Below are 21,417 nucleotides of genomic sequence, written 5' to 3' on the forward strand. Positions count from 1 at the left end.
ATATGGCAATTAAAATGACTGCAGGTAGCAATTACTCCTGCAGTCATTTTAATTTCAAATTCAATCACGTTTTTAGTAGCCTTTATAAACATTCACCAGATTATTAAGCTCATGTCCCGAAGCATAGCTTTTTAAATTATCGTACATCATGTCAAATCTTCTGATATCCGCCCTTTCAGATACCCAGGAATTGTGAGGTGTTATTATAACATTCTTAAACTCCCACAAAGGGCTGTCTTTGCTTAAAGGCTCCTCCTCTACTACATCTACAGCAGCCGATGCTATCTTTTTATTTTTTATATTCTCTATAAATGCTCTTTCGTCTATTATAGAGCCTCTTGCTGTATTCACTATATAAACTCCGTCTTTCATAGCCTTAAATGCACCCTGATCTATCATATGCCGTGTCTTTTTAGTATAAGGAATAGTTATCACCACTATATCACATAATTTCAGCATATCGCTCATATGCTCTGCTGAAAAACACTGATTGAAATAAGGCATCTCTTCACCTCTGGTATTCAACCCCAATATCTTTATATCAAATGCTTCCAGTCTTTTGGCAGCTTCCTTGGCTATACTGCCAGTCCCAATAAAACCTACAGTTTTGCCCCACAGCTCCAGTACACCAGTGTCCAGTTTCCACAGCTTGTTCTGCTGAGCCTCATAAAATCCTCTGCTGTGTTTGAGCATCTCTAGTATTTTTAATACTATCCATTCACCCATAGGTATGCTGTATCCACCTCTATTGTTGGTGATCAATATATGATTCCTTTTAACCACATCCATTGGCAGCTGATCTATACCTATACTGAATAATTGTATCCATTTCAATTTTTCCATACCGCTTATATCCAAAGTTCTAAACGGATCATAGCAGAGCAGTACTTCTGTATCTTTCATATCCTCCGTATAGCGAGCTCCATTTTCCCTTATAATTTTCACATCATATCCCAATTTCTTTATGTTAGCAATATTTTCATCACCAAAATTACGAGTACACAGCAATTTAATTCCCATAAAATTCACCTCTGCATCACAATATGATAATTTTAGTATCTAATCTATAAACTTCCCGATATGTCTAAATTTACTGTATCTTTCTTCCTGCAGCTCCTGAAAAGATCTTTTTTTGAGTATACCTATTTGCTCTATAAGCTTCTCTTTTATAATTTTGGACATTTTTGATACATCTTTTTGTGCTCCACCTACAGGTTCCTTTAACACTTTATCTATTATACCATATTTTTTTAAATCCTGAGCTGTGATTTTCATAACTGCTGCTGCCTCTTTGGCTCTGGAAGCATCCTTCCATAATATGCCCGCAAAGCCCTCTGGAGACAAAACCGAATATATCGAATTTTCCAGCATCCACACCGAATCTGCTACGGCAAAAGCCAAAGCACCCCCACTGCCGCCTTCCCCAATTATTATAGAAATTATGGGTACTTTCAGAGCAAATACTTCCATAAGGTTTCTTGCTATGGCTTCCCCCTGGCCTCTTTCTTCTGCTTCCATTCCGCAAAAAGCCCCGGGAGTATCTACAAAACATATGATAGGCCTATCAAACTTGTCAGCCTGTTTCATAAGTCTTAAACCTTTCCTGTATCCCTCAGGATTTGGCATTCCAAAATTTCTTTTTATATTTTCTTTAGTATTTCTTCCCTTTTGCTGGGCTACCACAGTTACAGCTTCTCCGTCCAAAAGTGCAATGCCGCCAACAACAGAGGGATCATCTCCAAAACACCTGTCACCATGGAGCTCCATAAAAGAATCGAATATGTTCCCAATATAATCTAAAGAAGTGGGCCTTTCCATCATTCTGGCTAAGGTCACCCTTTTCCATGCACCTTTGACATCAAGTCTTTTATTTAAAATTTTTTGAACTCTTTCCAACTTTTCCATACAAGAGCTTCCTTTCCTTTAGAAAATTTAGAATATCATCTGTTTTTACTGTGAATGGATAATATTTTTGCTAAAGTTCCCTTTAGATTTTCTCTCGGAACTATGCTGTCTATAAAACCATGCTGCAATAGGAATTCAGATCTTTGAAATCCCTCAGGCAGTTTCTGTTTTATAGTCTGCTCTATGACCCTTTTTCCCGCAAACCCTATAAGAGCATCAGGTTCTGCCAGAATTATATCTCCAAGCATGGCAAAACTGGCTGTGACCCCTCCTGTAGTTGGATCCGTAAGCACTGATATATATAGCAGTCCTTCTTCATTTAATCTGGAAATGGCCCCGCTTATTTTAGCCATCTGCATAAGTGAAAAGATTCCTTCCTGCATTCTAGCTCCTCCAGAAGCAGTAAAAATAATCAATGGAAGTTTCAACTTTATTGCATTTTCCACCGCTCTGGTTATCTTCTCCCCTACCACGGAACCCATGCTTCCCATCATAAAATTACTGTTCATAACACATATTACTGTAGGTTCTTTAAATATAGTCCCTCGTCCTGTTAACACCGCTTCTTTCATATTCGTTTTTTCCTGCATATTTTTTATTTTATTTTCATATCCTTTAAATTCTATGGGATTAGATGAAGTCATATCTTTATCAAATTCACAGAAACTTCCGCTGTCAATTATAAGATCAATTCTCTCTTTTGAATCTATTCTAAAGTGATGGCTGCAGTACTGGCATACGTTATAATTATTTTCCAAATCATTCTTGTACAATATTTTACCGCACTTGGGACATTTAACCCACATACCGCTGGGTATACTCGGCTTTTTACTCTGGTCATTCTGAATGCCTCTCAAGGTCTTCTGACTTACTGTAATATATTTTGTCTTTTTAAACAACTTATCTAACAAGGATATATCACCCCTACCCATTAAAATTGTTTTCTATAAATTTTGTGTCATAGGTTCCCTTTATGAATTCATCACTATTTATGATCTCAAATTGAAAATCTATATTGGTATGAACCCCTTCTATAATAAATTCCCCCAGAGCTCTTTTCATTCTGCACACGGCCTCTTCTCTATTTCTGCCATATACAATCAGTTTCGCTATCATGGAATCATAATAGGGAGGAATATCATATCCTGAATAAACTGCACTGTCCACTCTTACATTGAAGCCTCCGGGTATATATAGGTCTTTTACCTTTCCGGGAGATGGCATGAAACCTTTTTTTACATTTTCCGCATTTATCCTGCATTCTATAGAATGTCCTTGAATTTTTACATCCTTCTGGGAAAAATCAAGTTTTTCCCCTGCTGCAATTTTTATCTGTTCTTTTATAAGATCTATTCCCGTTACCATCTCAGTTATACCATGTTCCACCTGAATACGGGTATTCATTTCCATAAAATAATAATTATTGTCTTTATCCAGGAGAAATTCTACAGTACCTGCATTATTATAATGCACTGCTTTAGCAGCTCTTACTGCCGTTTCCCCCATGGATTTCCTAAGTTCTTCCGTTACCACCTTACTGGGCGCTTCCTCCAGAACCTTTTGATTTCTCCTCTGCATGGAACAATCTCTTTCACCAAGGTAAACTGTATTGCCAAAATTATCTGCAAGTATCTGAATTTCTATATGCTTTGGTCTCTCTATGAATTTTTCCAGGTATATGGTATCATCCCCAAAGGCCTCTTTTGCTTCCATTCTTGCATTTTCGTAATTTTTTATAAGCTGATCCTCTGCATATACAACTCTTATACCTCTTCCTCCGCCTCCTGCCGAGGCTTTTATCATAACAGGGTATTTTATGGCTCTTGCAATTTTCAAAAGCTCTTCGCTGGAAGTTACAGCTCCATCAGAACCCGGTACAACAGGAATACCGCATTTACTCATTATATCCCTTGCATTGGACTTGTTACCCATACTTTCAATGCACTCTGGAGAAGGTCCTATAAAAGTAATATTACACTCTCTGCATATACTTGCAAACTTGCTGTTTTCAGATAAGAATCCAAATCCAGGATGAATGGCTTGAGCGCCAGACAAAACTGTGGCACTTATTATGTTCTGCATATTTAAATAGCTCTCTCCAGGAGAGGCAGGTCCTATGCAGATGGCTTCATCTGCCAGCTGGGTATGTAGGGCCTCTCTGTCAGCTTCAGAATACACCGCTACAGTTTCTATACCCATTTCCCTGCAGGCCCTAATTATCCTGACCGCTATTTCTCCTCTGTTTGCAATTAAAATTTTACTAAACATTTAAACCCCAACTTCCGACAATTTAATTTTTATTTCCTATCATAAACATCAATTCCGCTTCTGCAGCTTTTTTATCTTCAACATATGCTGTGGCTTTGCCAACTCCGGCAGGTCCCTTGATTTTCACAATTTCCACTTCCAATTTAAGCGTATCGCCGGGTATGACCTTTTTCCTGAACTTTGCCCTGTTTATACCTCCAAAGAAAGCTATCTTATTTTTAAATTCCTCTTTACTCAATATAGCTACGGCTCCAGCCTGGGCCATGGCTTCTATTATAAGAACTCCAGGCATTACAGGCTCTTCAGGAAAATGCCCTGAAAAAAAATACTCATTTCCGGTAACATTTTTATAGGCTGTAACTTTTTTACCAGGCTCCATATATGTAACTTTATCTATGAGCAAAAATGGATATCTGTGAGGAATAATTGCTTTTATTTCCTTTAGTCCAAAATTCACTTCAAATTTATTTTCATCCATATACATTTTTTCCTCCCATAAATCAATAATTTACATATTGCCGACTTTTATTTTAAACAGCAATTCACCGTATTCCACCATCTGTTTATTTTTAGGCAGTATATCCACCACCTCTCCGTCTACTTCACTTTGAATTTCATTCATAAGCTTCATGGCCTCTATGACACAGAGAGTATCTCCCTTTTTTACCTTACTGCCTACATTTACAAAGGCAGGTTTTTCCGGGCCGGGCGAACTATAAAAAGTTCCCACAATAGGAGATGTAACTTCCTTTATATTGTCCTTTTCCAATTGGCTGATTTTTTCTTTTTTAGGAGGCCCTAATTCATTTGGAGTATCATCTGCCCCTTTACAATCTTCTTTCTTCAATACAGTACCTTGTTTTTCCCCTTCTTTCTTCATCACTATGGATATTCCCTGCCAGTTGATTTCCAAATATCCAAGTTTCGAATCATCCATAATTTTTATAATATTTTCAATGGCTTTAAAATCCATACTACTCACTCCACTTTTTAAATAAAATCACTGCATTATGTCCACCGAATCCCAAAGAGTTGGACATAGCATATTTAATCTCTAAGTTTCTGCCTTCATTAGGCACATAGTCAAGATCGCATTCCTCATCTTTTTCCCTATAACCTATAGTAGGCGGCACATAATTGTCTTCAATAGATTTAATACATACTATAGCTTCTATTGCTCCTGCAGCACCTAGAAGATGTCCCGTCATGGATTTCGTAGAGCTTACAGGAATTTGTTTTGCAAAATCTCCAAATACTCTTTTTATAGCTTTAGTTTCAGCTTTATCATTACTTATAGTACCTGTACCATGGGCATTTATATAGGAAATTTCTCTTTTATCTATTCCCGCTCCCTCTATTGCCATTTCCATGGCCCTTGCTGGTCCTTCTCCATCTGGAGCTACAGACGTTATATGATAGGCATCACACGTAGAACCGTATCCAACTATTTCAGAATATATATGTGCATTTCTCTTTTGAGCATGCTCCAGAGACTCCATTATGACAATGCCTGAGCCTTCTCCCATGACAAAACCCCCTCTTTCCCTGTCAAATGGAATGGAAGCTCTTTTAGGATCAGCACTTCTGCTCAGGGCTGTCAATGATATAAATCCTGCTATGGAAAGAGGTGTTATAGATGCCTCTGCCCCTCCTGCAATCATTACATCAGCTCTGCCATCTTCAATCATCCTATAGGCTTCTCCAATAGCATTTGTGCCTGTAGCACAAGCCGACACCACTGTAGTACATATACCCTTTGCTCCAAACTTTATGGCTATATTTCCTGCCGCCATATTGCCTATGATCATCGGTATAAATAAGGGCCTTATCTTATTGGGTCCTTTCTCCATGAGAATGCTGTGCTCATTTTCTATTGTTCCTATGCCTCCAATTCCAGAACCTACTAATACTCCAAATCTATATTTATCTACAGCATCCAGATCAAGTCCTGAATCTTTAACTGCCTCTTCTGCAGAAACCAGGGCAAATTGTGAAAATCTATCCAGTCTTCTGGCTTCTCTTCTGCCTAAAATCTCATTACCGTCAAAATTCTTTACTTCAGCTGCCAATTTGGATTTAAAATTTTCCGTATCAAATGCCTTAATAAAATCCACTCCGCAGACTCCGTTCTTTATATTCTCCCAAAAACTATCCACATTATTTCCTACAGGCGTAACCGCCCCTAAACCTGTAATTACAACTTTTCTTTTCATAGATTTCACCTGACCTTTAAAAATTTACATTACCATTCCGCCATCTATATTTATTATCTGTCCTGTTATATAATCTGAATTGGACGATGCTAAAAAAGATACTGCATTTGCCACATCATAAACAGTCCCAAACCTTTTCAGCGGTATATTATGCAATGCATTTTCCTTTACTTTTTCTGATAAATTTTTTGTCATATCTGTATCTATAAAACCCGGTGCTACTGCATTTACATTTATTCCTCTTGATGCCAGCTCCCTAGCTGTTGATTTTGTAATTCCTATTATTCCCGCTTTTGCAGCTGAATAATTTACCTGTCCCGCATTGCCGGTTATACCTACCACCGAAGATATATTTATTATTTTACCACTTCTTTGCTTGAGCATCACGGGACTTACATGTCTTATACAATTAAATGTACCTTTCAAGTTTACTTCTATCACCTTATCAAAATCATCTTCCTTCATTCTAAGAAGGAGACCATCCCGGGTTATACCCGCATTATTCACAAGCACATCTATTCTTCCAAAGATATCTATTGCCTGCTTCATGATATTTTTTGCCTCTGTAAATACACTGACATCTCCCTGTACTGCAGCAGCCTTTCTTCCCTTGCCTTCGATTTCCTTTATCAATTCTTCTAAACTTGCCGAACCATTTCTATAATTGATTACCACATCAAAGCCATCCTCTGACAACCTAAGAGCAATAGCCCTTCCAATACCCTTAGCCGCACCTGTAATTACAGCTACATTCCTACCGGCAATATCCATTATATTTCTCCTATCTACTTTTTAATATTTTCACTGCATTGTTCAAAGAATCCATATCCTGGACATTTAATACAGTGGCTTTTCTGTTTATTTTCCTTACAAAACCGCTTAATACCTTTCCAGGTCCTATTTCTACAAAGACATCAGCTCCTGATGCAAGGATAGTATTTATACATTTTTCAAAAAGAACTGTACTCATAACCTGTTTCTTCAGCAAAGTTTTTATCTGATCAGCTTTTTCAATTATTTCTCCTGTAACATTGGTTACTACTGGAATTGAAAATTCCCCTACAGTGATCTTTTTCAATTCCAATTCCAGTTTTTCTGCCGCTGGTTTCAGCATGGATGTGTGAAAGGGGGCACTGACTGAAAGTTCAATTGTTTTGCGTGCTCCACTTTCTTTCAAAAGCTTACAGGCAGCTCTAACTGCCTTTACCTCTCCTGCAATTACCACCTGACCTGGACAATTCATATTAGATGGTTCAACTATTCCCATGCTTTTACAATCACTGCAAATATTTTTTACAGTTAAGTAATCCATTCCCATAACCGCAGCCATAGTTCCAACGCCTTCCGGTACAGCTTCCTGCATATATTTTCCTCGCTTTTTCACTAAAGCTACAGCTTCCTTAAACTTCAGGGAACCGCTGCATACAAGTGCGGAATATTCACCCAAACTAAGCCCTGCCGTAATGTCGGCCCTGATTCCAAAACTTTCCAAAGCTTTTAATGCAGCTATACTGGTAGTTAGAATTGCCGGCTGAGTATTTTCAGTTTTATTCAGTTCTTCCTGTGGTCCGTTAAAACACATCTCACTTATGGCAAAACCCAATGAATCATCTGCCTCCTGAAATACTTTTCTAGAAACATCCATATTATCCGCAAGATCTTTTCCCATGCCTGCATACTGGGCTCCCTGCCCTGAAAACAAAAAAGCTATTTTCCCCATAATTTACCTCCAAATATATTTTTTATATTCTCCACATCATGTTGTGCCTGTTTAAGTGTATCCTCTATTATTTCACAACAGCTCTGTTCTTTACAAACAAGTCCTGCTATCTGTCCCGCCATCACAGAGCCATTATCAATATCTCCTTCCCTTGCTGCCAGACAAAGAGCCCCCTTTCCAAGTTTATCATACTCCTCTAAATCGGCTCCATTTTTTTCCAAAAGTTGAAATTTTCTCACCAACTTATTTCTGATAACCCGTACAGGATGCCCCGTGGTTCTTGCCGTAACCTGTGTATCTATATCTCTAGCCTTCAAAATTTTGTCTTTATAATTTTGATGTACTGTACACTCTTTAGCCACCAAAAATCTAGTACCCATCTGAATTCCCTGAGCACCCAGCATAAAAGCCGCCGCCATTCCTCTTCCGTCTCCTATTCCCCCTGCAGCTATTACAGGCACATTTACCGCATCAACTACCTGAGGCACCAACGACATGGTGGTCAATTCACCTACATGTCCTCCTGATTCACAGCCTTCGGCAATAACAGCATCCACTCCTGCTCTTTCCATTCTCTTGGCCAGTGCCACAGATGCCACCACCGGCATTACCTTTACATTATGTTTTTTCCACATATCTATATACTTCCCTGGATTTCCTGCTCCCGTGGTGACAACCTTCACATCTTCTTCACAAACCATTTTAGCCACTTCTTCTGCTGACTCTGACAAAAGCATTATATTCACAGCAAAGGGTTTATCAGTAAGTTTTTTTGCTTTTCTAATCTCACTCCTTATCCAGTTTAAAGGTGCATTTCCTGTAATAGTCCCAAGACCTCCTGCATTAGAAACTGCTGCAGCCAGTGAACTATCGGCAATCCATGCCATCCCCCCTTGAACAATTGGATAATCTATTCCAATCATGCTGGAAAATAAAGAATTAATCATATATTAACCTCCCTGTTTTTAACTTTGTCATTTACAACCTCTATTAAATCCTCTATTGTCTTTATTTCATCCACATCTTCTATTTCTATCTTAAATTCTTCTTCTACTTCAATTATTATTTGAAATAATTCCAGCGAATCTATTCCCAAATTCTCAAAAGAAGTCTTTGCATCCAGGTTTTTTTCTTTTAACTCAAGTTGATCTATTATTATCTTTTTTATCTTTTCAACTATCATTATTACCCTCCAAAATTCCAAATGAATTTATCTCACCTTAATTATAATTCCTCCATAGGTAAGTCCTCCTCCAAATCCCACAACAAGAATCTTATCTCCGCTTTCTACTAGATTTTTCTTGTATACCTCATCTAAGGCTATTCCAATACTAGCAGCAGAAGTATTGCCATAATGATCTAGATTAGTATAAAATTTGCTTGTATTTATTCCTAGCTTCTGGGCAGCACATTCTATTATTCTGTAATTGGCCTGATGTGGAATTATATATTTTATTTCTTCCAGGCTGCAATGTGATTCTTCCAGAAGCAATTTTACCAATTTTACCATAATCTTTACTGCAAACTTAAATATTTCTTTTCCATCCATGCTTACTTTGCTTTTATTTAAAGTTATTTCATCTTTTAAATAAAAATTGCTCACTGGTATTGCCGGACAGGTTAACGCCCTTCCTTTACTGCCGTCCGCTCCTGTATGTATAGCAATTATATCCTCTTCCTCTCCGCTCTGTAAAATAGCAGCTGAAGCACCGTCCCCAAATAAAATGCAGGTATTTCTATCCTGCCAGTCAATTATTTTTGAAAGGGTCTCCGCTCCTATAACAAGCACTGTTTTAAATCTTCCCGATCTTATAAATTGTGCTCCTATGTCCACAGCATATATAAAACCCGAACAGGCTGCAGATATATCAAAACAGGTTGCATTGACTGCCTTTATATTTTTTTGAACTATGCAGGACGTTGACGGTATAAAACTATCTGGAGTTGCCGTGGACAATATTATAAGATCAATCTGCCCTGCTTCTATATTTGCGCTTTTCATGGCCTCTATTGAGGCTTTTGTAGCCATATCCGAGGTATCCTCACCCTGGGATATTCTCCTCTCCCTTATTCCAGTTCTGGTTCTTATCCACTCATCACTGGTATTTACCATACGGCTCAGTTCATTATTGCTCACAACTTTAGAAGGCACATAACTTCCTGTACCTATAATTTCAACTTTGTTCATTGTTTTTCTCCTTTAACCCAGCTTTAAGATTATACTTTGATTTAAAGAAATTATTTAATTTCTCCAATGATTGAACTAAAATTTTCTCTTCCTGTTCCGTAAGGCCATTTATAGTCTCCTTGACCATATCAGAATGAAATTTTTGATGAACTCTAAAAGCTAATTTTCCTTTTTTGGTCAATCTTATATATACTATTCTCCTATCCTGATTGCTTCGTTCTCTTATCACATACTGCTTTCTGACTAAATGATTTATAGCCGTAGTTAAAGTACCAATTGTTATATCCAATTGGCAAGCTACTTCCGTCATAGTTCTCGGTTTATACATTCCTATAGCTTCTATGGTATGTATTTCCGTAATAGACAGATCTCTAAACACTGAGCACTGAAGGGATTTTTGTTCTATTACTAAAATGTCATTAAAAAGATCCACTAATAATTCATTTACAACATTTATACCTTTGTTCACCAGATCACCACTTTAATAAATTTATTATTTTATGATCCATATCATAAATTTTCTGCTTCCGCAACAAGCTCTTTTATGAGTTCTTTAACTTTAACTATTTTATTCACTCTATAGGCATTACTGCCGACAAATACAAGACCTTCCTCCGTATTTCCCCGTACAGAATTAATTAAAGCCTCGGATATACAGTAAGGAGTTTTACCGGGATCACATTTTTTCAGGCAGTTATAACACTTATATGGTATAATTCTGCCCTTCTCAGCTTTTCGTATCAACTTATTTCTTATAGCCCTGCCCGGAAGTCCCACTGGACTCTTTATTATCTTTATATCCTCCTTTCTGGAATCTATATACGCCTTTTTGAAATTTATATGTGCATCACATTCTTCAGTAGCCACAAAACGTGTTCCCATCTGTACTCCTGATGCTCCCAATTTTAAAAATTTTACAATATCCTGTCCCGTATATATGCCCCCTGCAGCTATAACCGGAATTTTTTTTCCACATTTCAAGGACTTCACAACTTCAATTACATCGCATACTATATCCTCCAATTTTTCTTTCCCTTCCTGAAGCTGTTCCAGGTGAAATCCAAGATGTCCGCCTGCTTTTGGTCCTTCCACCACAATTGCATCCGGGATCCTGTTATATTTTTTAATCCAGTTTCTCATTATGAGAGATGCCGCTTTCCCTGAAGAAACTATAGGAACTAATTTTATATTGCTTCCTGAAACAAGTTTAGGGAGACTGAGCGGAAGACCTGCGCCTGATATTATTATATCAGCTTTTTCCTCCACGGAAGTTTTTACCATATAATCATAATCATTTATGGCCACCATGATATTCACTCCAATTATTCCCCCAGGACATAGTTCCCTGGCCTTCCTTATTTCTTTTCTCAGGGCTCTGACATTTGCTTCCCTAGTGTTCACTTCAAAATCAGGTTCTCTATAACCTATTTGAACTGTGGAAATGACACCAATACCGCCTTCTTTTGCCACTGCCTGTGTAAGTCTGTATCCAGAAACCCCTACACCCATACCACCTTGAATAATGGGCACAGCAGCCTTTAAATCTCCTATAATTAATGGAGGTAATTTCATTGTAATTCTCCCCTCTTAAATTTTTGATAATCAAATATTTTGATACTCAAAGTATATATTAAAAATCTAAAACTGTCTATAGCTTTTACAATAAAACCAATTATATTTCCTATTATATCCAAATAATTTTATAAATGCATAACTACATATGCAAATTTTTTTAATTTTTACTTCATTGTTATACCTTTCCTATTTTGATATAATAGTTTATTAGAATAGGTTTTTTAATGGAATTCACAAAAGGCAGGTAAAAAAACATGAGTACTTTTGTTTTTAAAACTAAAGAAATGGACTATACTCCCGTAAGTAATGTTTTTATAGATAAATTTATGCCTAAAGCTCGAGGGGAATTTGTCAAGGTATATCTTCTAGGATTAAAATATTGCAGATCAGGTGAATTAGGTGTCAGCTCCCAGATTATAGCAAGCGCCCTGCATCTTTTAGAAACTGATGTATTAAATGCCTGGAACTACTGGAACGAGGAAAATGTCATTAGAATGACTCCAATTGACAATATGGGAAATTACAATATAGATTTTCTGGATTTGATGGACAGGGAAACGGAAAAAGGAGATAATATAAATCTACTCAAGGAACTAAGTAAAGATTCCATAAAGGATATGCTAGAAGATATAGAAAAATCCATAGGAAGACCGCTGTCTTCAAAGGAAATGACTATGTATATAAGCTGGTTAAATGATTTTAATTTTTCACCAGAGATTATACTTCTTCTAGTGCAATACTGTGTATTAAAGGGCAAAGTGAGCAGCAGATATATTGAAAAAACCGCCCTTTCCTGGTTTGATGCCAAAATAAAAGATGTAAATGATGCTCAAGTTTTTATAAAAAAGCACGAGGACAAATGGATTAAGATAAGGAGAATCTTAAATTACCTTGGAATAAAAGACGGAGAAGTTATGAAACCTCAGGAGGAACTTCTTACAAAATGGATTCAAAGCTATAATTTTTCTCTTGAAATAATATACAAAGCCTGTGATATATGCTTTCAGAGAATAAATAAGGCTGACTTTAAATACATTGATGGAATACTGACCAGCTGGAATAAAGATAAAATCAAGACTTTAGAAGATATTGAAAAAAAGGATATAAAAAGGCCTTCTTATAACAATTTCAAAAATGTAAAAAGGAATTCAGAAAATAAAAATTTCAAGGGCACTTTCAATAATTTTAAAGAAAGAAATTATGATTTTCAAGATCTGGAAAAAAAGCTGTTAGGATGGGATAAAAATGATTAAAAGCTACCATTCCAAAATAATGAAAATGTATGAAAGAGCAAGAGAAGAAGATGAACAGTCCTTAAACGCGAGGAAAAAGGAAATTGAAAAAAAAATTCCTAGAGTAATGGATATCCAAAAATATATAGGAAAACTAAGCCTGAAATTGTCCATAGATATATTAAACAATGTTGAAAATAGAGATGAATATCTGAGAGAATTAAAAGAGAAAATCACAGATTTGAAAATTAAAAGATCTGAACTTCTGGCAGCCAACAATTATCCTATAGATTATCTGGAAATACATTATCAATGTCCCAAATGCAAGGATACTGGATTTATAGGACATGAAAAATGCAGCTGTTATAAGCAAAAGCTCATCAAATTATATTACAGTAATTCTGATTTAACAAATATCTTAAGCAAAAACAATTTTGACAATTTTAATTTCAAGCTGTATTCTTCTCTCAAGGGCATCAGAAATCCAACGAGTCCTAGAAAAAATATAGAAAAAATAGCTTCTATATCATGGAAGTACATAGAAAACTTTTCTTCTTCTAATGAGAATCTGCTATTCTACGGCAATCCAGGCACAGGTAAAACCTTTTTATCAAATTGTATATCAAAAGAATTACTGGATAGAGGTTTTTTAGTAGTCTACAGAACTTCAGAAGCCTTAATAGAAGATTTGAGAAATATAAGATTTAAAAACGACAATGAGCTAGAAGATTTTCTTATGAATTGTGATTTACTCATAATAGATGACTTAGGTTCAGAGCAAATAACGGATTTTTCCAAAACGGAACTTTTCAATATACTGAATAGAAAACTTTTAAAGCAAAAAAAAATGCTGATATCAACTAACTGTGATCTGGAAGAACTTTTAAAATCTTATTCTGAAAGAATTTCCTCCAGATTACTAGGAGAATTTACCTTATGTAAATTCTTCGGAGAAGATATACGTATAAAACAAAATATACAAAATAAGAATTTAAAGTAAAACTTATTTTATCCAAATAATGGAAGCAAGAATGATATCATACTTTAAAGTAATCTACACTTGTTTCCATTATATTTTTTGGATTTCCATGATGTAAAATCATATTTTATTTAAGTGGAATTTCAGCTTCTGCCGTCATGCCAGATTTTAATGTACCAGTTTTATCTTTGATGGAAATTTTTATTTTAGTAGTCATATGATCTTTGTCTGAAGAAGACTGTTTATCTTTAGGTGTGTATTCTTTCTTAAGATCAATATAATATACCTTTCCCTTCTGTACTCCCAGTGATGTTTTTACATTTACAGACTGATTATAGTGTATTTTATCCAAATACTTGTCCGGCAGATAACAGATGACATACAGATCGTCTATTACCGCTATGTCTGCAATATTACTTCCCGCAGTCACTATATCACCCAATTCAAAATTTTTACTTATTATAATTCCATCAGACAATGCAGTTATATTGTATTTATCAAGCTCATTTTTTGCCTGGGTGAGCTGAGCTATGGATTGATTTAAATCTTCCTGTGCTGCCTTGATCTCATCTTTGGTAGGTCCATTTTCAAGGAGCTTCAGCTGGGCGTTTGCGGCCTCATAATTTGCGCTGGCAGTTTCAATGGCCTGGGAGGTAGAACCCTCCTGCATTAAATTTAACTGCTGCCTTGCATTATCCAGCTTTGATTTTGCAGACATAAGCGCATAGTTTGAAGTATCCATTTTTAACTTAACATCTTCCAGCTCTTTTTCAGATATGGCTCCCGATTTATTTAAAATCAAATATTTTTCATAATCCGATTTAGAGTTATCGTACTGAGTTTGAGCAACATTTAAATCCTGTTCAGCAATCGAAACATTATTTTCCGATTGGTTTATCTGCTCCTGTCTGTTCCCTGACTTCAATAAATCCAGCTGGGCACCTGCAGCCTTGACTTGTGCTTTAGCCTGTTCAATTTGTTCTGGGCGAGTACCTGCATTTAACGAAGACAATTTTGCTTTTTTCATATCAACCACTGCCTGCAGCTGATCTACCTGATATTTTTGACTGGAATTATCTACAAGGGCGATCAGTTCACCTTTTTTCACTTTTTCACCTTGATTTCTATTCATATTTATTATTTTGCCACCTACAGTACTGCTGGCGGAAACAGTATTGTTTGCAATATCACCTTTTAAAGTTATAGAAGATTTATCTCCACAGCCTGTCAATATAAATGCAGCAAATATAATACACATCCATAGTCGTTTCATAAAACCACCCCTCATCCTAAAATAATCTTATTTTAAATCTTTCTATACTTTTTAAGTGCCAATATATTTAAGACAATAAAAACAATGCAAATTCCAAGTAATACAAAAATATCTATCCAAATTGAAGCTATTCCCCTGCCCCGTATCATAATCTGTTTGAGGGCATCAGCTGAATAATACAGCGGCATAAATCTGCCAAACAATTGAAGCCAGGCTGGCATAGTACTCATGTCAAATATTCCGGAGAAAAATACCTGTGGAATCACTACAAGTGGTATAAACTGTATCATCTGCAGTTCATTTTCTGCAAAAGCTGATAGTGCAGTTCCCATAGTCAACGCTACCATGGAGGTTAAAAATGTAATTATAAGCACTAAAATAAAAGAACCCACCATCATCATATTTATAACATTAATTGAAAACCAAGCTATAAGTGCTGCCTGTATTATGGTAAAAATACCAAATCCTAAAATATACCCCAATACAATTTCCCTCCTGCGTATTGGAGTGGCAAGCAGTCTCTCAAGAGTTCCCTGAGTACGCTCTCTCAAAAAAGAAACTCCAGATATTAAAAATACAAAGAAAAATACAAAGAACCCGATAAGCATAGGTCCAAAATTATCAAAGGAGGACATGTCCTCATAACCGTATAAATAAGTTATATCTGGTTTGGCCTCTTGATTCACACCCTGAATACTGTTTTGAACCAGTGCAATGACAGCCTTACTTTTCCCTGGATCACTTCCCTCCAGTGTAATATAAGGAATCCCCCTCTTGTAATTTATAACTGCATCCAATTTTGATTCTCTTATAAGCATATCTGCTTGACTTTCACTGTATCTGGCTATCACTGCATATCTTCCCTCCAATTCTTCTATAAAACTTTCAGGTGCATTTATGACACCTATTTTAGGATCATACTGTGTTCCATTAAAGATATAGGACATCAACGTGAGAACAAAAATAGGTGCCAATATCATAAGTGCCATAGTTCTCTTGTCATTTCTAAGCTGACACAGGATACGTATAGTAAGTGCGGCAATTCTCATCCTTTAACACCCCCATAGTACAAAAAGGCTTCTTCTATAGTATTGGAATGAGTATTTCTTTTAAGCATATCAGGAGTTCCCACTGCAATTACCTTTCCATCACGTATCATGCAAAGGTTATCACATCTGTCAGCCTCATCCATCACATGAGTCGTAATTATAATTGAAGTACCTCTTTTACTCAATCTGTCAAGTTCATCCCATATAGATTTTCGAAGTACAGGGTCTATGCCCACTGTGGGTTCATCCAGAATAAGCAGTGAGGGCTGATTTAACATTGCAATGGCCAGTGACAGGCGCCGCTTCATTCCACCAGAATATTGATTGACCTTCTTCTTTAAATTTTCAGATAAATTCACCAACTCCATAACTTCCGAAATACGCTTTGTGCAATTCTCCCTGGATATATTGTACATGGCAGCAAAAAATTTCAGATTTTCTTCTGCAGTGATATCTCCATAGAGGGCATCAGACTGAGCCATATATCCAATTTTGCCCATTATTGAAAGTTTAGGCATCTTTTTTCCCAGTACATACACCTGTCCTTTTGTAGGCATATCAATTCCTGCAATCATTTTGACAAGAGTTGTCTTGCCTGAGCCTGAAGATCCTAAAAGTCCAAATATCTTTGAACAGCTCACTTTCAAATTTATATTGTAAAGTATTTGATGTTTCCCAAAGCACCTGTCTACATTTTCAACTACTACACTATAAGAATTATGCTCCATAGTATTCCTCCTCATATGCTGATTATACTATAGAGATGGCTGTACATAATAAACATTTTCTCTGATTTTGTTGATTCATATCATATTTTACGTGTAAAATATGATATGAATCCAACTGAAAGCGAAGTGAGCATTCACATGACCTCAAAAACAAATCAACTGCTTAAGGACACTTTCATTGAGCTGTACACCCATAAACCTATAAATAAAATAAGCGTAAAAGAGCTGTGTCAGAGAGCAAATTTAAATCGGGGAACTTTTTATAGTTATTACGAAAATATAGATAATCTGCTGGAGGAAATAGAGGAAGAATTACTTTCTGATTTAGTAAATATAATCAAGACAGAAAATATTATAATTCATACAAAAGAAGATCTTGATATTTTTTTGGAAACCATAAAAAAATTAACTGATTATATAAGAAAACACGGGAATTATTTTAAAGCTCTCTTAGGTAAAAATGGAGATAATCTATTTAAATACAAGATAAAAAATACCATGAAAAAGAAACTTTCTATAAAATTCAAGGCAGAAAAGAGAAATATAGGAAATTTAAATGAATATCTGCTGGAATATATACCCTCTGCAAATATAGGAGTTATAACATACTGGGTTGAAACAGGAATGAAAACAACCCCTGAAGAGCTAATGGGATTAATGGTTAAAATATTATTTAAGGGACCTTTTAACATAAGATAATAAATTCAAATAAAAAATAGACCACCTAATCACTGTTACTATCTAACAATAAATAGATGACCTATTTCACCATTTTTATCCATGGTGCTGGCAGTAAGCTTCGAACTCACGACCTACTGATTACAAGTCAGTTGCTCTACCAACTGAGCTATGCCAGCGTGTATGGCGACTCAGAAGGGTATCGAACCCTCGACCTCCGGCGTGACAGGCCGGCACTCTAACCAGCTGAGCTACTGAGCCACATTAAAACAATTTTTTACATGGTGGGCACAACAAGGCTCGAACTTGTGACCCTCTGCTTGTAAGGCAGATGCTCTCCCAGCTGAGCTATGCGCCCATGCAATAATTGTTGGTGACCCCTAGCAGACTTGAACTGCTGTTACCACCGTGAAAGGGTGGTGTCTTAACCACTTGACCAAGGGGCCATATAAAACTAAAAAATACCATAACTCTTAACTTAAATGAGTAAATCTCCCCCTAGAGTAGACTTCTCATTTAAGTTAATTCATTATTGTCCCTACAAATATATACATACTTGTATACATGGCGACTCAGAAGGGTATCGAACCCTCGACCTCCGGCGTGACAGGCCGGCACTCTAACCAGCTGAGCTACTGAGCCACATTAAAACAACTTTACATGGTGGGCACAACAGGGCTCGAACCTGTGACCCTCTGCTTGTAAGGCAGATGCTCTCCCAGCTGAGCTATGCGCCCATGCAATAGTTGTTGGTGACCCCTAGCAGACTTGAACTGCTGTTACCACCGTGAAAGGGTGGTGTCTTAACCACTTGACCAAGGGGCCATTCTACATTCCATTCAGCCGCATCTAGCGACCTGACATAGTCTATAATACAAAATATTCTTTGAAGTGTCAACACCTTTTTTCCAGATTATCAAATCTATTTCCCCGTATTACGACTAAAATCCTTATATATCAACACTTAGAAGAAATTTTTAAGTTTTAAATTAATTATTCAGTTTATCATCTTTCTGATTTCTTTTGGATAATTCCACAAGTGCACATCCACAAACAGCATCTATTCCATTATTATTGCAAAAATCCAATATCTCCTTACTTTCCGCCCCGGGCTGTATCAATACTTTGTCAATATGGAATTCATGAGCAATTTTAACCATCTCAATACCCAATGCAGGATTTGTACATAAATCCAGCACATGGACCTGAGTAAGTGCTTTCTTTAACGATTCATCCACACCTTTGCCCAATACCTCTTTAGGATTTATTCCAATTACATTAAAGCCTGCACTCTTTAAGGCATTCACTATTTTAAATGCATATTTACCTTCAGTGGAAACATTGCCAACCACCACCCAATTCTTGTAATAAAGTAAATTAGAAGCCTTCATCTTGCATTCTCCTCTCCATATAATAATTTTATCTCTACTATGTATTATAAACAATCTTCCGTGAATATATATTTTTTTCGATAATTTATAATTATATACTATGTTAAAAATACCATAAATAAGTTAAAATATAAACTATAAGTTTCTATTAAAAAGGAGGTATACTTTTTTTGTTTCACGAAATAATTGTAATCGGAGCAGGCGCTTCTGGAATTATGGCTTCGATTACTGCAAAGGATAATGGGAAAGATGTAGCGATACTGGAATCTAAAAGCAGGATGGGAAATAAAATACTGTCTACTGGAAATGGACGATGCAATATAACAAACCAGAATATAGATTCTTCCAAATATCACAGTAAAAATCATGATTTTATCAAGAGTATCTTAGATAAGTACTCTCTGGAAGATACTATTACATTTTTTAATTCTCTAGGACTTCCCCTCATCACCCTGGAAAATGGCAGAATATATCCTCTTTCTCTTCAGGCCTCTTCTGTATTGGATATATTAAAAATGACAGTTGAAGACAGAAATATACCCATTTATCTAAATTCCAGGGTCACCAGTATAACTCCCGGGAAAAAGCACTTTGAAATTTTCTGCCAGAATGAAGTTTATCAATGTAATAAGATCATATTGTGTACAGGAGGAAAATCAGCACCACATACTGGATCCGACGGTTCAGGTTTTGATATATGCAAAAAACTCGGTCACAGCATAATAACTCCTGTTCCGGGGCTGGTACAGCTGAAACTAAAATACGTTCACTTAAGAGCTCTCTCCGGCGTGAAATTCAACGGATATGTGGACATATTAATAGACAATAACACAGAAGAACGCAGATATGGTGAAATTCTATTTACGGATTACGGTATATCAGGTCCTCCCATATTGGAAATAAGCCGTATAGCTTCCTGTAATCTGTTAAATAAAAAATCTGTAAAAATTAAAATTGATATGCTTCCAAATATACAGAAGAAAAAGCTTCCCGAATTTTTGGAAAACCATTGGGGAACATTCAATTACAGAAGTGTTTATAACTCTCTCATAGGAATAATAAATAAAAAAATCATACCCATACTTTTAAAGGAAGCTTCAGTATACAATATCCATAAGCCCTGCTGCGAACTGAGCTGGTGTGAGAAAAAAAATATATATAATTTGTTAAAGTCCTGGGAATTCACAGTATATGATATCAATTCCTTTAAGAATTCACAGGTTACCTGCGGCGGCGTAAATACTCATGAAGTAAATTGTAATACGCTGGAATCCAAAAAAGTAAATAATCTATATTTAGCCGGTGAAGTACTGGATGTAGACGGGGACTGCGGTGGTTTTAACCTTCAGTGGGCATGGAGTTCTGGTTTTGTGGCAGGGAAAAGTGCTGCTGAAACATAGTTCATCAGCATTTTTCATTGCTGCACCAAACAGCTTCTATTATGGATAATTCTCTTCCGCTGTCATCAGTAATTTTATGCAGGGACACATAATTATCATCCTGTTTCTTTAATTCAGTGGATATACTTATTTTTTCTCCATATAATGCTTCTTTTTCATAAGTTATATTTATATGTTTTATGGCATATTTAAGTATTATATCCAGAGGTATGGTTTCTATAATCCAATCTATATATTTTACATTGTTTACATGTTTGTTGGTATCTATGTCACTGTATCTTACATTAAAACTCTTTTCAATGGTGAATTTTTCAGGCAGCTTTACATTTTTGATAGTCAGCGGCCTGTTATCCTTCTCAGTCAACCCAAAAATCTCATACATATCCTTAGTCACTCTCAATATTTTCCTTTTGTTAGTATCTATCAAAAGCCATATTGAATTGGCTCTGGCTATGATATCACCTTTTTCATCGAAAACTTCAAAAATTCTATAGCCATAGAACTTTCTAAATGAGCAGGCATTGGTTCTCACTCTGATTTTTTCACCATACTTAGGGTATCGATCCACATCTATACTCCACTTGTACAGTACCCAGGCCACTCCATTTTTTTTCGAATACTCTATTCCGCCTCCCATCTCTTCAGAATGTTTGGTGGATACATCTCCAAAATAATTTACAAGACTGGTTATGAGAAGCCTCTCCTCATAATCTATTTCATAATAATTAACTTCATATTCTTTTTCAAAAACAGATCTGTTCATTATCCATCACTTCCCTATTCCCAACTATCATATAACATATATTATAATATAATTT

At 36.2% G+C, this 21,417-nt stretch carries 23 protein-coding genes and 7 tRNA genes; 4 read left to right on the forward strand and 26 right to left on the reverse strand.

What is annotated here, in order from left to right; all coding sequences use genetic code 11:
• Positions 1-72: 72 nt before the first annotated feature.
• Genes CLLU_RS06965 through CLLU_RS07030 form a run of 14 tightly spaced genes read right to left on the reverse strand, consistent with a single transcriptional unit; the run spans position 73 to position 11,866 of the window.
• Positions 73-1,020 carry a phosphoglycerate dehydrogenase gene (locus tag CLLU_RS06965; protein WP_106008952.1) on the reverse strand — a complete coding sequence of 316 codons (948 nt, stop codon included), beginning with the start codon at positions 1,018-1,020 and terminating at the stop codon, positions 73-75.
• A 39-nt stretch (positions 1,021-1,059) separates the two neighbouring features.
• Entirely contained in the window at positions 1,060-1,905 is an 846-nt protein-coding gene (locus CLLU_RS06970) for an acetyl-CoA carboxylase carboxyltransferase subunit alpha (protein ID WP_106008954.1), read from the reverse strand.
• Between the two features lie 35 nt (positions 1,906-1,940).
• Complete coding sequence (gene accD, locus CLLU_RS06975; protein ID WP_207655953.1) at positions 1,941-2,837, reverse strand: acetyl-CoA carboxylase, carboxyltransferase subunit beta; 897 nt, start codon at positions 2,835-2,837, stop codon at positions 1,941-1,943.
• Positions 2,830-4,173, reverse strand: a complete 1,344-nt coding sequence (locus CLLU_RS06980; RefSeq protein ID WP_106008958.1) for an acetyl-CoA carboxylase biotin carboxylase subunit — start codon at positions 4,171-4,173, stop codon at positions 2,830-2,832. The genes accD and CLLU_RS06980 overlap by 8 nt, the downstream gene beginning before the upstream one ends.
• Before the next feature lie 22 nt (positions 4,174-4,195).
• The gene (gene fabZ / locus CLLU_RS06985; RefSeq protein WP_106009000.1) at positions 4,196-4,651 is read right to left on the reverse strand and encodes a 3-hydroxyacyl-ACP dehydratase FabZ; all 456 of its coding nucleotides are present in this window, start codon (positions 4,649-4,651) and stop codon (positions 4,196-4,198) included.
• 30 nt (positions 4,652-4,681) lie between these two features.
• Complete coding sequence (accB, locus tag CLLU_RS06990; RefSeq protein ID WP_106008960.1) at positions 4,682-5,146, reverse strand: acetyl-CoA carboxylase biotin carboxyl carrier protein; 465 nt, start codon at positions 5,144-5,146, stop codon at positions 4,682-4,684.
• Between the two features lies 1 nt (position 5,147).
• Positions 5,148-6,386 carry a beta-ketoacyl-ACP synthase II gene (gene fabF, locus CLLU_RS06995; protein ID WP_106008962.1) on the reverse strand — a complete coding sequence of 413 codons (1,239 nt, stop codon included), beginning with the start codon at positions 6,384-6,386 and terminating at the stop codon, positions 5,148-5,150.
• A 24-nt stretch (positions 6,387-6,410) separates the two neighbouring features.
• A complete protein-coding gene (fabG, locus tag CLLU_RS07000; protein WP_106008964.1) occupies positions 6,411-7,157 on the reverse strand; it encodes a 3-oxoacyl-[acyl-carrier-protein] reductase in 747 nt (248 codons plus the stop codon).
• Positions 7,158-7,167: 10 nt separating this feature from the next.
• Positions 7,168-8,106 (reverse strand): ACP S-malonyltransferase, encoded by a 939-nt coding sequence (gene fabD / locus CLLU_RS07005; protein WP_106008966.1) that lies wholly within the window; start codon positions 8,104-8,106, stop codon positions 7,168-7,170.
• The gene (gene fabK / locus CLLU_RS07010; protein ID WP_106008968.1) at positions 8,094-9,053 is read right to left on the reverse strand and encodes an enoyl-[acyl-carrier-protein] reductase FabK; all 960 of its coding nucleotides are present in this window, start codon (positions 9,051-9,053) and stop codon (positions 8,094-8,096) included. Before fabK ends, fabD begins: the two co-directional genes overlap by 13 nt.
• Positions 9,050-9,289: an acyl carrier protein gene (locus CLLU_RS07015; protein WP_106008970.1), complete on the reverse strand. Its 240-nt coding sequence runs from the start codon at positions 9,287-9,289 to the stop codon at positions 9,050-9,052. Before CLLU_RS07015 ends, fabK begins: the two co-directional genes overlap by 4 nt.
• Positions 9,290-9,316: 27 nt before the next feature.
• Entirely contained in the window at positions 9,317-10,294 is a 978-nt protein-coding gene (locus CLLU_RS07020) for a beta-ketoacyl-ACP synthase III (RefSeq protein ID WP_106008972.1), read from the reverse strand.
• Positions 10,281-10,763, reverse strand: coding sequence for a MarR family winged helix-turn-helix transcriptional regulator (locus CLLU_RS07025; RefSeq protein WP_106008974.1), 483 nt, complete (start codon positions 10,761-10,763; stop codon positions 10,281-10,283). The genes CLLU_RS07020 and CLLU_RS07025 overlap by 14 nt, the downstream gene beginning before the upstream one ends.
• A 41-nt stretch (positions 10,764-10,804) precedes the next feature.
• The gene (locus tag CLLU_RS07030) at positions 10,805-11,866 is read right to left on the reverse strand and encodes an NAD(P)H-dependent flavin oxidoreductase (RefSeq protein ID WP_106008976.1); all 1,062 of its coding nucleotides are present in this window, start codon (positions 11,864-11,866) and stop codon (positions 10,805-10,807) included.
• Positions 11,867-12,123: 257 nt separating this feature from the next.
• Here CLLU_RS07030 and CLLU_RS07035 point away from each other — a divergent pair, with 257 nt between their 5' ends.
• Together CLLU_RS07035 and CLLU_RS07040 are read left to right on the forward strand one after the other, a co-directional pair.
• Entirely contained in the window at positions 12,124-13,122 is a 999-nt protein-coding gene (locus tag CLLU_RS07035) for a DnaD domain protein (protein ID WP_106008978.1), read from the forward strand.
• Positions 13,115-14,101, forward strand: a complete 987-nt coding sequence (locus tag CLLU_RS07040) for an ATP-binding protein (protein WP_106008980.1) — start codon at positions 13,115-13,117, stop codon at positions 14,099-14,101. The genes CLLU_RS07035 and CLLU_RS07040 overlap by 8 nt, the downstream gene beginning before the upstream one ends.
• Before the next feature lie 106 nt (positions 14,102-14,207).
• Here CLLU_RS07040 and CLLU_RS07045 read toward each other — a convergent pair whose 3' ends face one another.
• The 3 genes from CLLU_RS07045 to CLLU_RS07055 are packed head-to-tail and all read right to left on the reverse strand — an operon-like array spanning position 14,208 to position 17,130.
• Complete coding sequence (locus tag CLLU_RS07045) at positions 14,208-15,353, reverse strand: HlyD family secretion protein (RefSeq protein ID WP_106008982.1); 1,146 nt, start codon at positions 15,351-15,353, stop codon at positions 14,208-14,210.
• A gap of 32 nt (positions 15,354-15,385) precedes the next feature.
• On the reverse strand, positions 15,386-16,402 hold the full coding sequence (locus tag CLLU_RS07050) for an ABC transporter permease (protein WP_106008984.1): 1,017 nt from the start codon (positions 16,400-16,402) through the stop codon (positions 15,386-15,388).
• The gene (locus CLLU_RS07055) at positions 16,399-17,130 is read right to left on the reverse strand and encodes an ABC transporter ATP-binding protein (RefSeq protein WP_207655954.1); all 732 of its coding nucleotides are present in this window, start codon (positions 17,128-17,130) and stop codon (positions 16,399-16,401) included. Before CLLU_RS07055 ends, CLLU_RS07050 begins: the two co-directional genes overlap by 4 nt.
• 138 nt (positions 17,131-17,268) lie before the next feature.
• Here CLLU_RS07055 and CLLU_RS07060 point away from each other — a divergent pair, with 138 nt between their 5' ends.
• Positions 17,269-17,829: a TetR/AcrR family transcriptional regulator gene (locus tag CLLU_RS07060; RefSeq protein WP_158255892.1), complete on the forward strand. Its 561-nt coding sequence runs from the start codon at positions 17,269-17,271 to the stop codon at positions 17,827-17,829.
• An 82-nt stretch (positions 17,830-17,911) separates the two neighbouring features.
• Here CLLU_RS07060 and CLLU_RS07065 read toward each other — a convergent pair.
• From CLLU_RS07065 to CLLU_RS07100, 8 genes are all read right to left on the reverse strand, one after another.
• A tRNA-Thr gene (locus tag CLLU_RS07065) sits at positions 17,912-17,987 on the reverse strand.
• Positions 17,988-17,992: 5 nt separating this feature from the next.
• Positions 17,993-18,069: transfer RNA gene (locus CLLU_RS07070), tRNA-Asp, on the reverse strand.
• 21 nt (positions 18,070-18,090) lie between these two features.
• Positions 18,091-18,166 (reverse strand) — tRNA-Val (locus CLLU_RS07075).
• 13 nt (positions 18,167-18,179) lie between these two features.
• Positions 18,180-18,254: transfer RNA gene (locus tag CLLU_RS07080), tRNA-Glu, on the reverse strand.
• 119 nt (positions 18,255-18,373) lie between these two features.
• Positions 18,374-18,450 (reverse strand) — tRNA-Asp (locus tag CLLU_RS07085).
• 19 nt (positions 18,451-18,469) lie between these two features.
• Positions 18,470-18,545 (reverse strand) — tRNA-Val (locus CLLU_RS07090).
• Between the two features lie 13 nt (positions 18,546-18,558).
• Positions 18,559-18,633 (reverse strand) — tRNA-Glu (locus CLLU_RS07095).
• A 164-nt stretch (positions 18,634-18,797) separates the two neighbouring features.
• Positions 18,798-19,199 (reverse strand): CoA-binding protein, encoded by a 402-nt coding sequence (locus CLLU_RS07100; RefSeq protein ID WP_106008990.1) that lies wholly within the window; start codon positions 19,197-19,199, stop codon positions 18,798-18,800.
• 170 nt (positions 19,200-19,369) lie between these two features.
• Here CLLU_RS07100 and CLLU_RS07105 point away from each other — a divergent pair, with 170 nt between their 5' ends.
• Complete coding sequence (locus tag CLLU_RS07105) at positions 19,370-20,599, forward strand: BaiN/RdsA family NAD(P)/FAD-dependent oxidoreductase (protein WP_106008992.1); 1,230 nt, start codon at positions 19,370-19,372, stop codon at positions 20,597-20,599.
• A gap of 4 nt (positions 20,600-20,603) precedes the next feature.
• On the opposite strand, the gene CLLU_RS07110 is transcribed toward CLLU_RS07105, so the two are convergent.
• Complete coding sequence (locus CLLU_RS07110; RefSeq protein WP_106008994.1) at positions 20,604-21,362, reverse strand: acyl-[acyl-carrier-protein] thioesterase; 759 nt, start codon at positions 21,360-21,362, stop codon at positions 20,604-20,606.
• Positions 21,363-21,417: the final 55 nt, after the last annotated feature.

This window comes from Clostridium luticellarii (assembly GCF_002995845.1).
GTDB classification, from domain to species: Bacteria; Bacillota; Clostridia; order Clostridiales; family Clostridiaceae; genus Clostridium_B; species Clostridium_B luticellarii.

Coding starts and splice junctions, on each gene's coding strand:
- CLLU_RS06965 (WP_106008952.1), bottom strand. CDS start 1,020: ATGGGAATTAAATTGCTGTGTACTCGTAATTTTGGTGATGAAAATATT.
- CLLU_RS06970 (WP_106008954.1), bottom strand. CDS start 1,905: ATGGAAAAGTTGGAAAGAGTTCAAAAAATTTTAAATAAAAGACTTGAT.
- accD (WP_207655953.1), bottom strand. CDS start 2,837: ATGGGTAGGGGTGATATATCCTTGTTAGATAAGTTGTTTAAAAAGACA.
- CLLU_RS06980 (WP_106008958.1), bottom strand. CDS start 4,173: ATGTTTAGTAAAATTTTAATTGCAAACAGAGGAGAAATAGCGGTCAGG.
- fabZ (WP_106009000.1), bottom strand. CDS start 4,651: ATGGATGAAAATAAATTTGAAGTGAATTTTGGACTAAAGGAAATAAAA.
- accB (WP_106008960.1), bottom strand. CDS start 5,146: ATGGATTTTAAAGCCATTGAAAATATTATAAAAATTATGGATGATTCG.
- fabF (WP_106008962.1), bottom strand. CDS start 6,386: ATGAAAAGAAAAGTTGTAATTACAGGTTTAGGGGCGGTTACGCCTGTA.
- fabG (WP_106008964.1), bottom strand. CDS start 7,157: ATGGATATTGCCGGTAGGAATGTAGCTGTAATTACAGGTGCGGCTAAG.
- fabD (WP_106008966.1), bottom strand. CDS start 8,106: ATGGGGAAAATAGCTTTTTTGTTTTCAGGGCAGGGAGCCCAGTATGCA.
- fabK (WP_106008968.1), bottom strand. CDS start 9,053: ATGATTAATTCTTTATTTTCCAGCATGATTGGAATAGATTATCCAATT.
- CLLU_RS07015 (WP_106008970.1), bottom strand. CDS start 9,289: ATGATAGTTGAAAAGATAAAAAAGATAATAATAGATCAACTTGAGTTA.
- CLLU_RS07020 (WP_106008972.1), bottom strand. CDS start 10,294: ATGAACAAAGTTGAAATTATAGGTACAGGAAGTTATGTGCCTTCTAAA.
- CLLU_RS07030 (WP_106008976.1), bottom strand. CDS start 11,866: ATGAAATTACCTCCATTAATTATAGGAGATTTAAAGGCTGCTGTGCCC.
- CLLU_RS07035 (WP_106008978.1), top strand. CDS start 12,124: ATGAGTACTTTTGTTTTTAAAACTAAAGAAATGGACTATACTCCCGTA.
- CLLU_RS07040 (WP_106008980.1), top strand. CDS start 13,115: ATGATTAAAAGCTACCATTCCAAAATAATGAAAATGTATGAAAGAGCA.
- CLLU_RS07045 (WP_106008982.1), bottom strand. CDS start 15,353: ATGAAACGACTATGGATGTGTATTATATTTGCTGCATTTATATTGACA.
- CLLU_RS07050 (WP_106008984.1), bottom strand. CDS start 16,402: ATGAGAATTGCCGCACTTACTATACGTATCCTGTGTCAGCTTAGAAAT.
- CLLU_RS07055 (WP_207655954.1), bottom strand. CDS start 17,130: ATGGAGCATAATTCTTATAGTGTAGTAGTTGAAAATGTAGACAGGTGC.
- CLLU_RS07060 (WP_158255892.1), top strand. CDS start 17,269: ATGACCTCAAAAACAAATCAACTGCTTAAGGACACTTTCATTGAGCTG.
- CLLU_RS07100 (WP_106008990.1), bottom strand. CDS start 19,199: ATGAAGGCTTCTAATTTACTTTATTACAAGAATTGGGTGGTGGTTGGC.
- CLLU_RS07110 (WP_106008994.1), bottom strand. CDS start 21,362: ATGAACAGATCTGTTTTTGAAAAAGAATATGAAGTTAATTATTATGAA.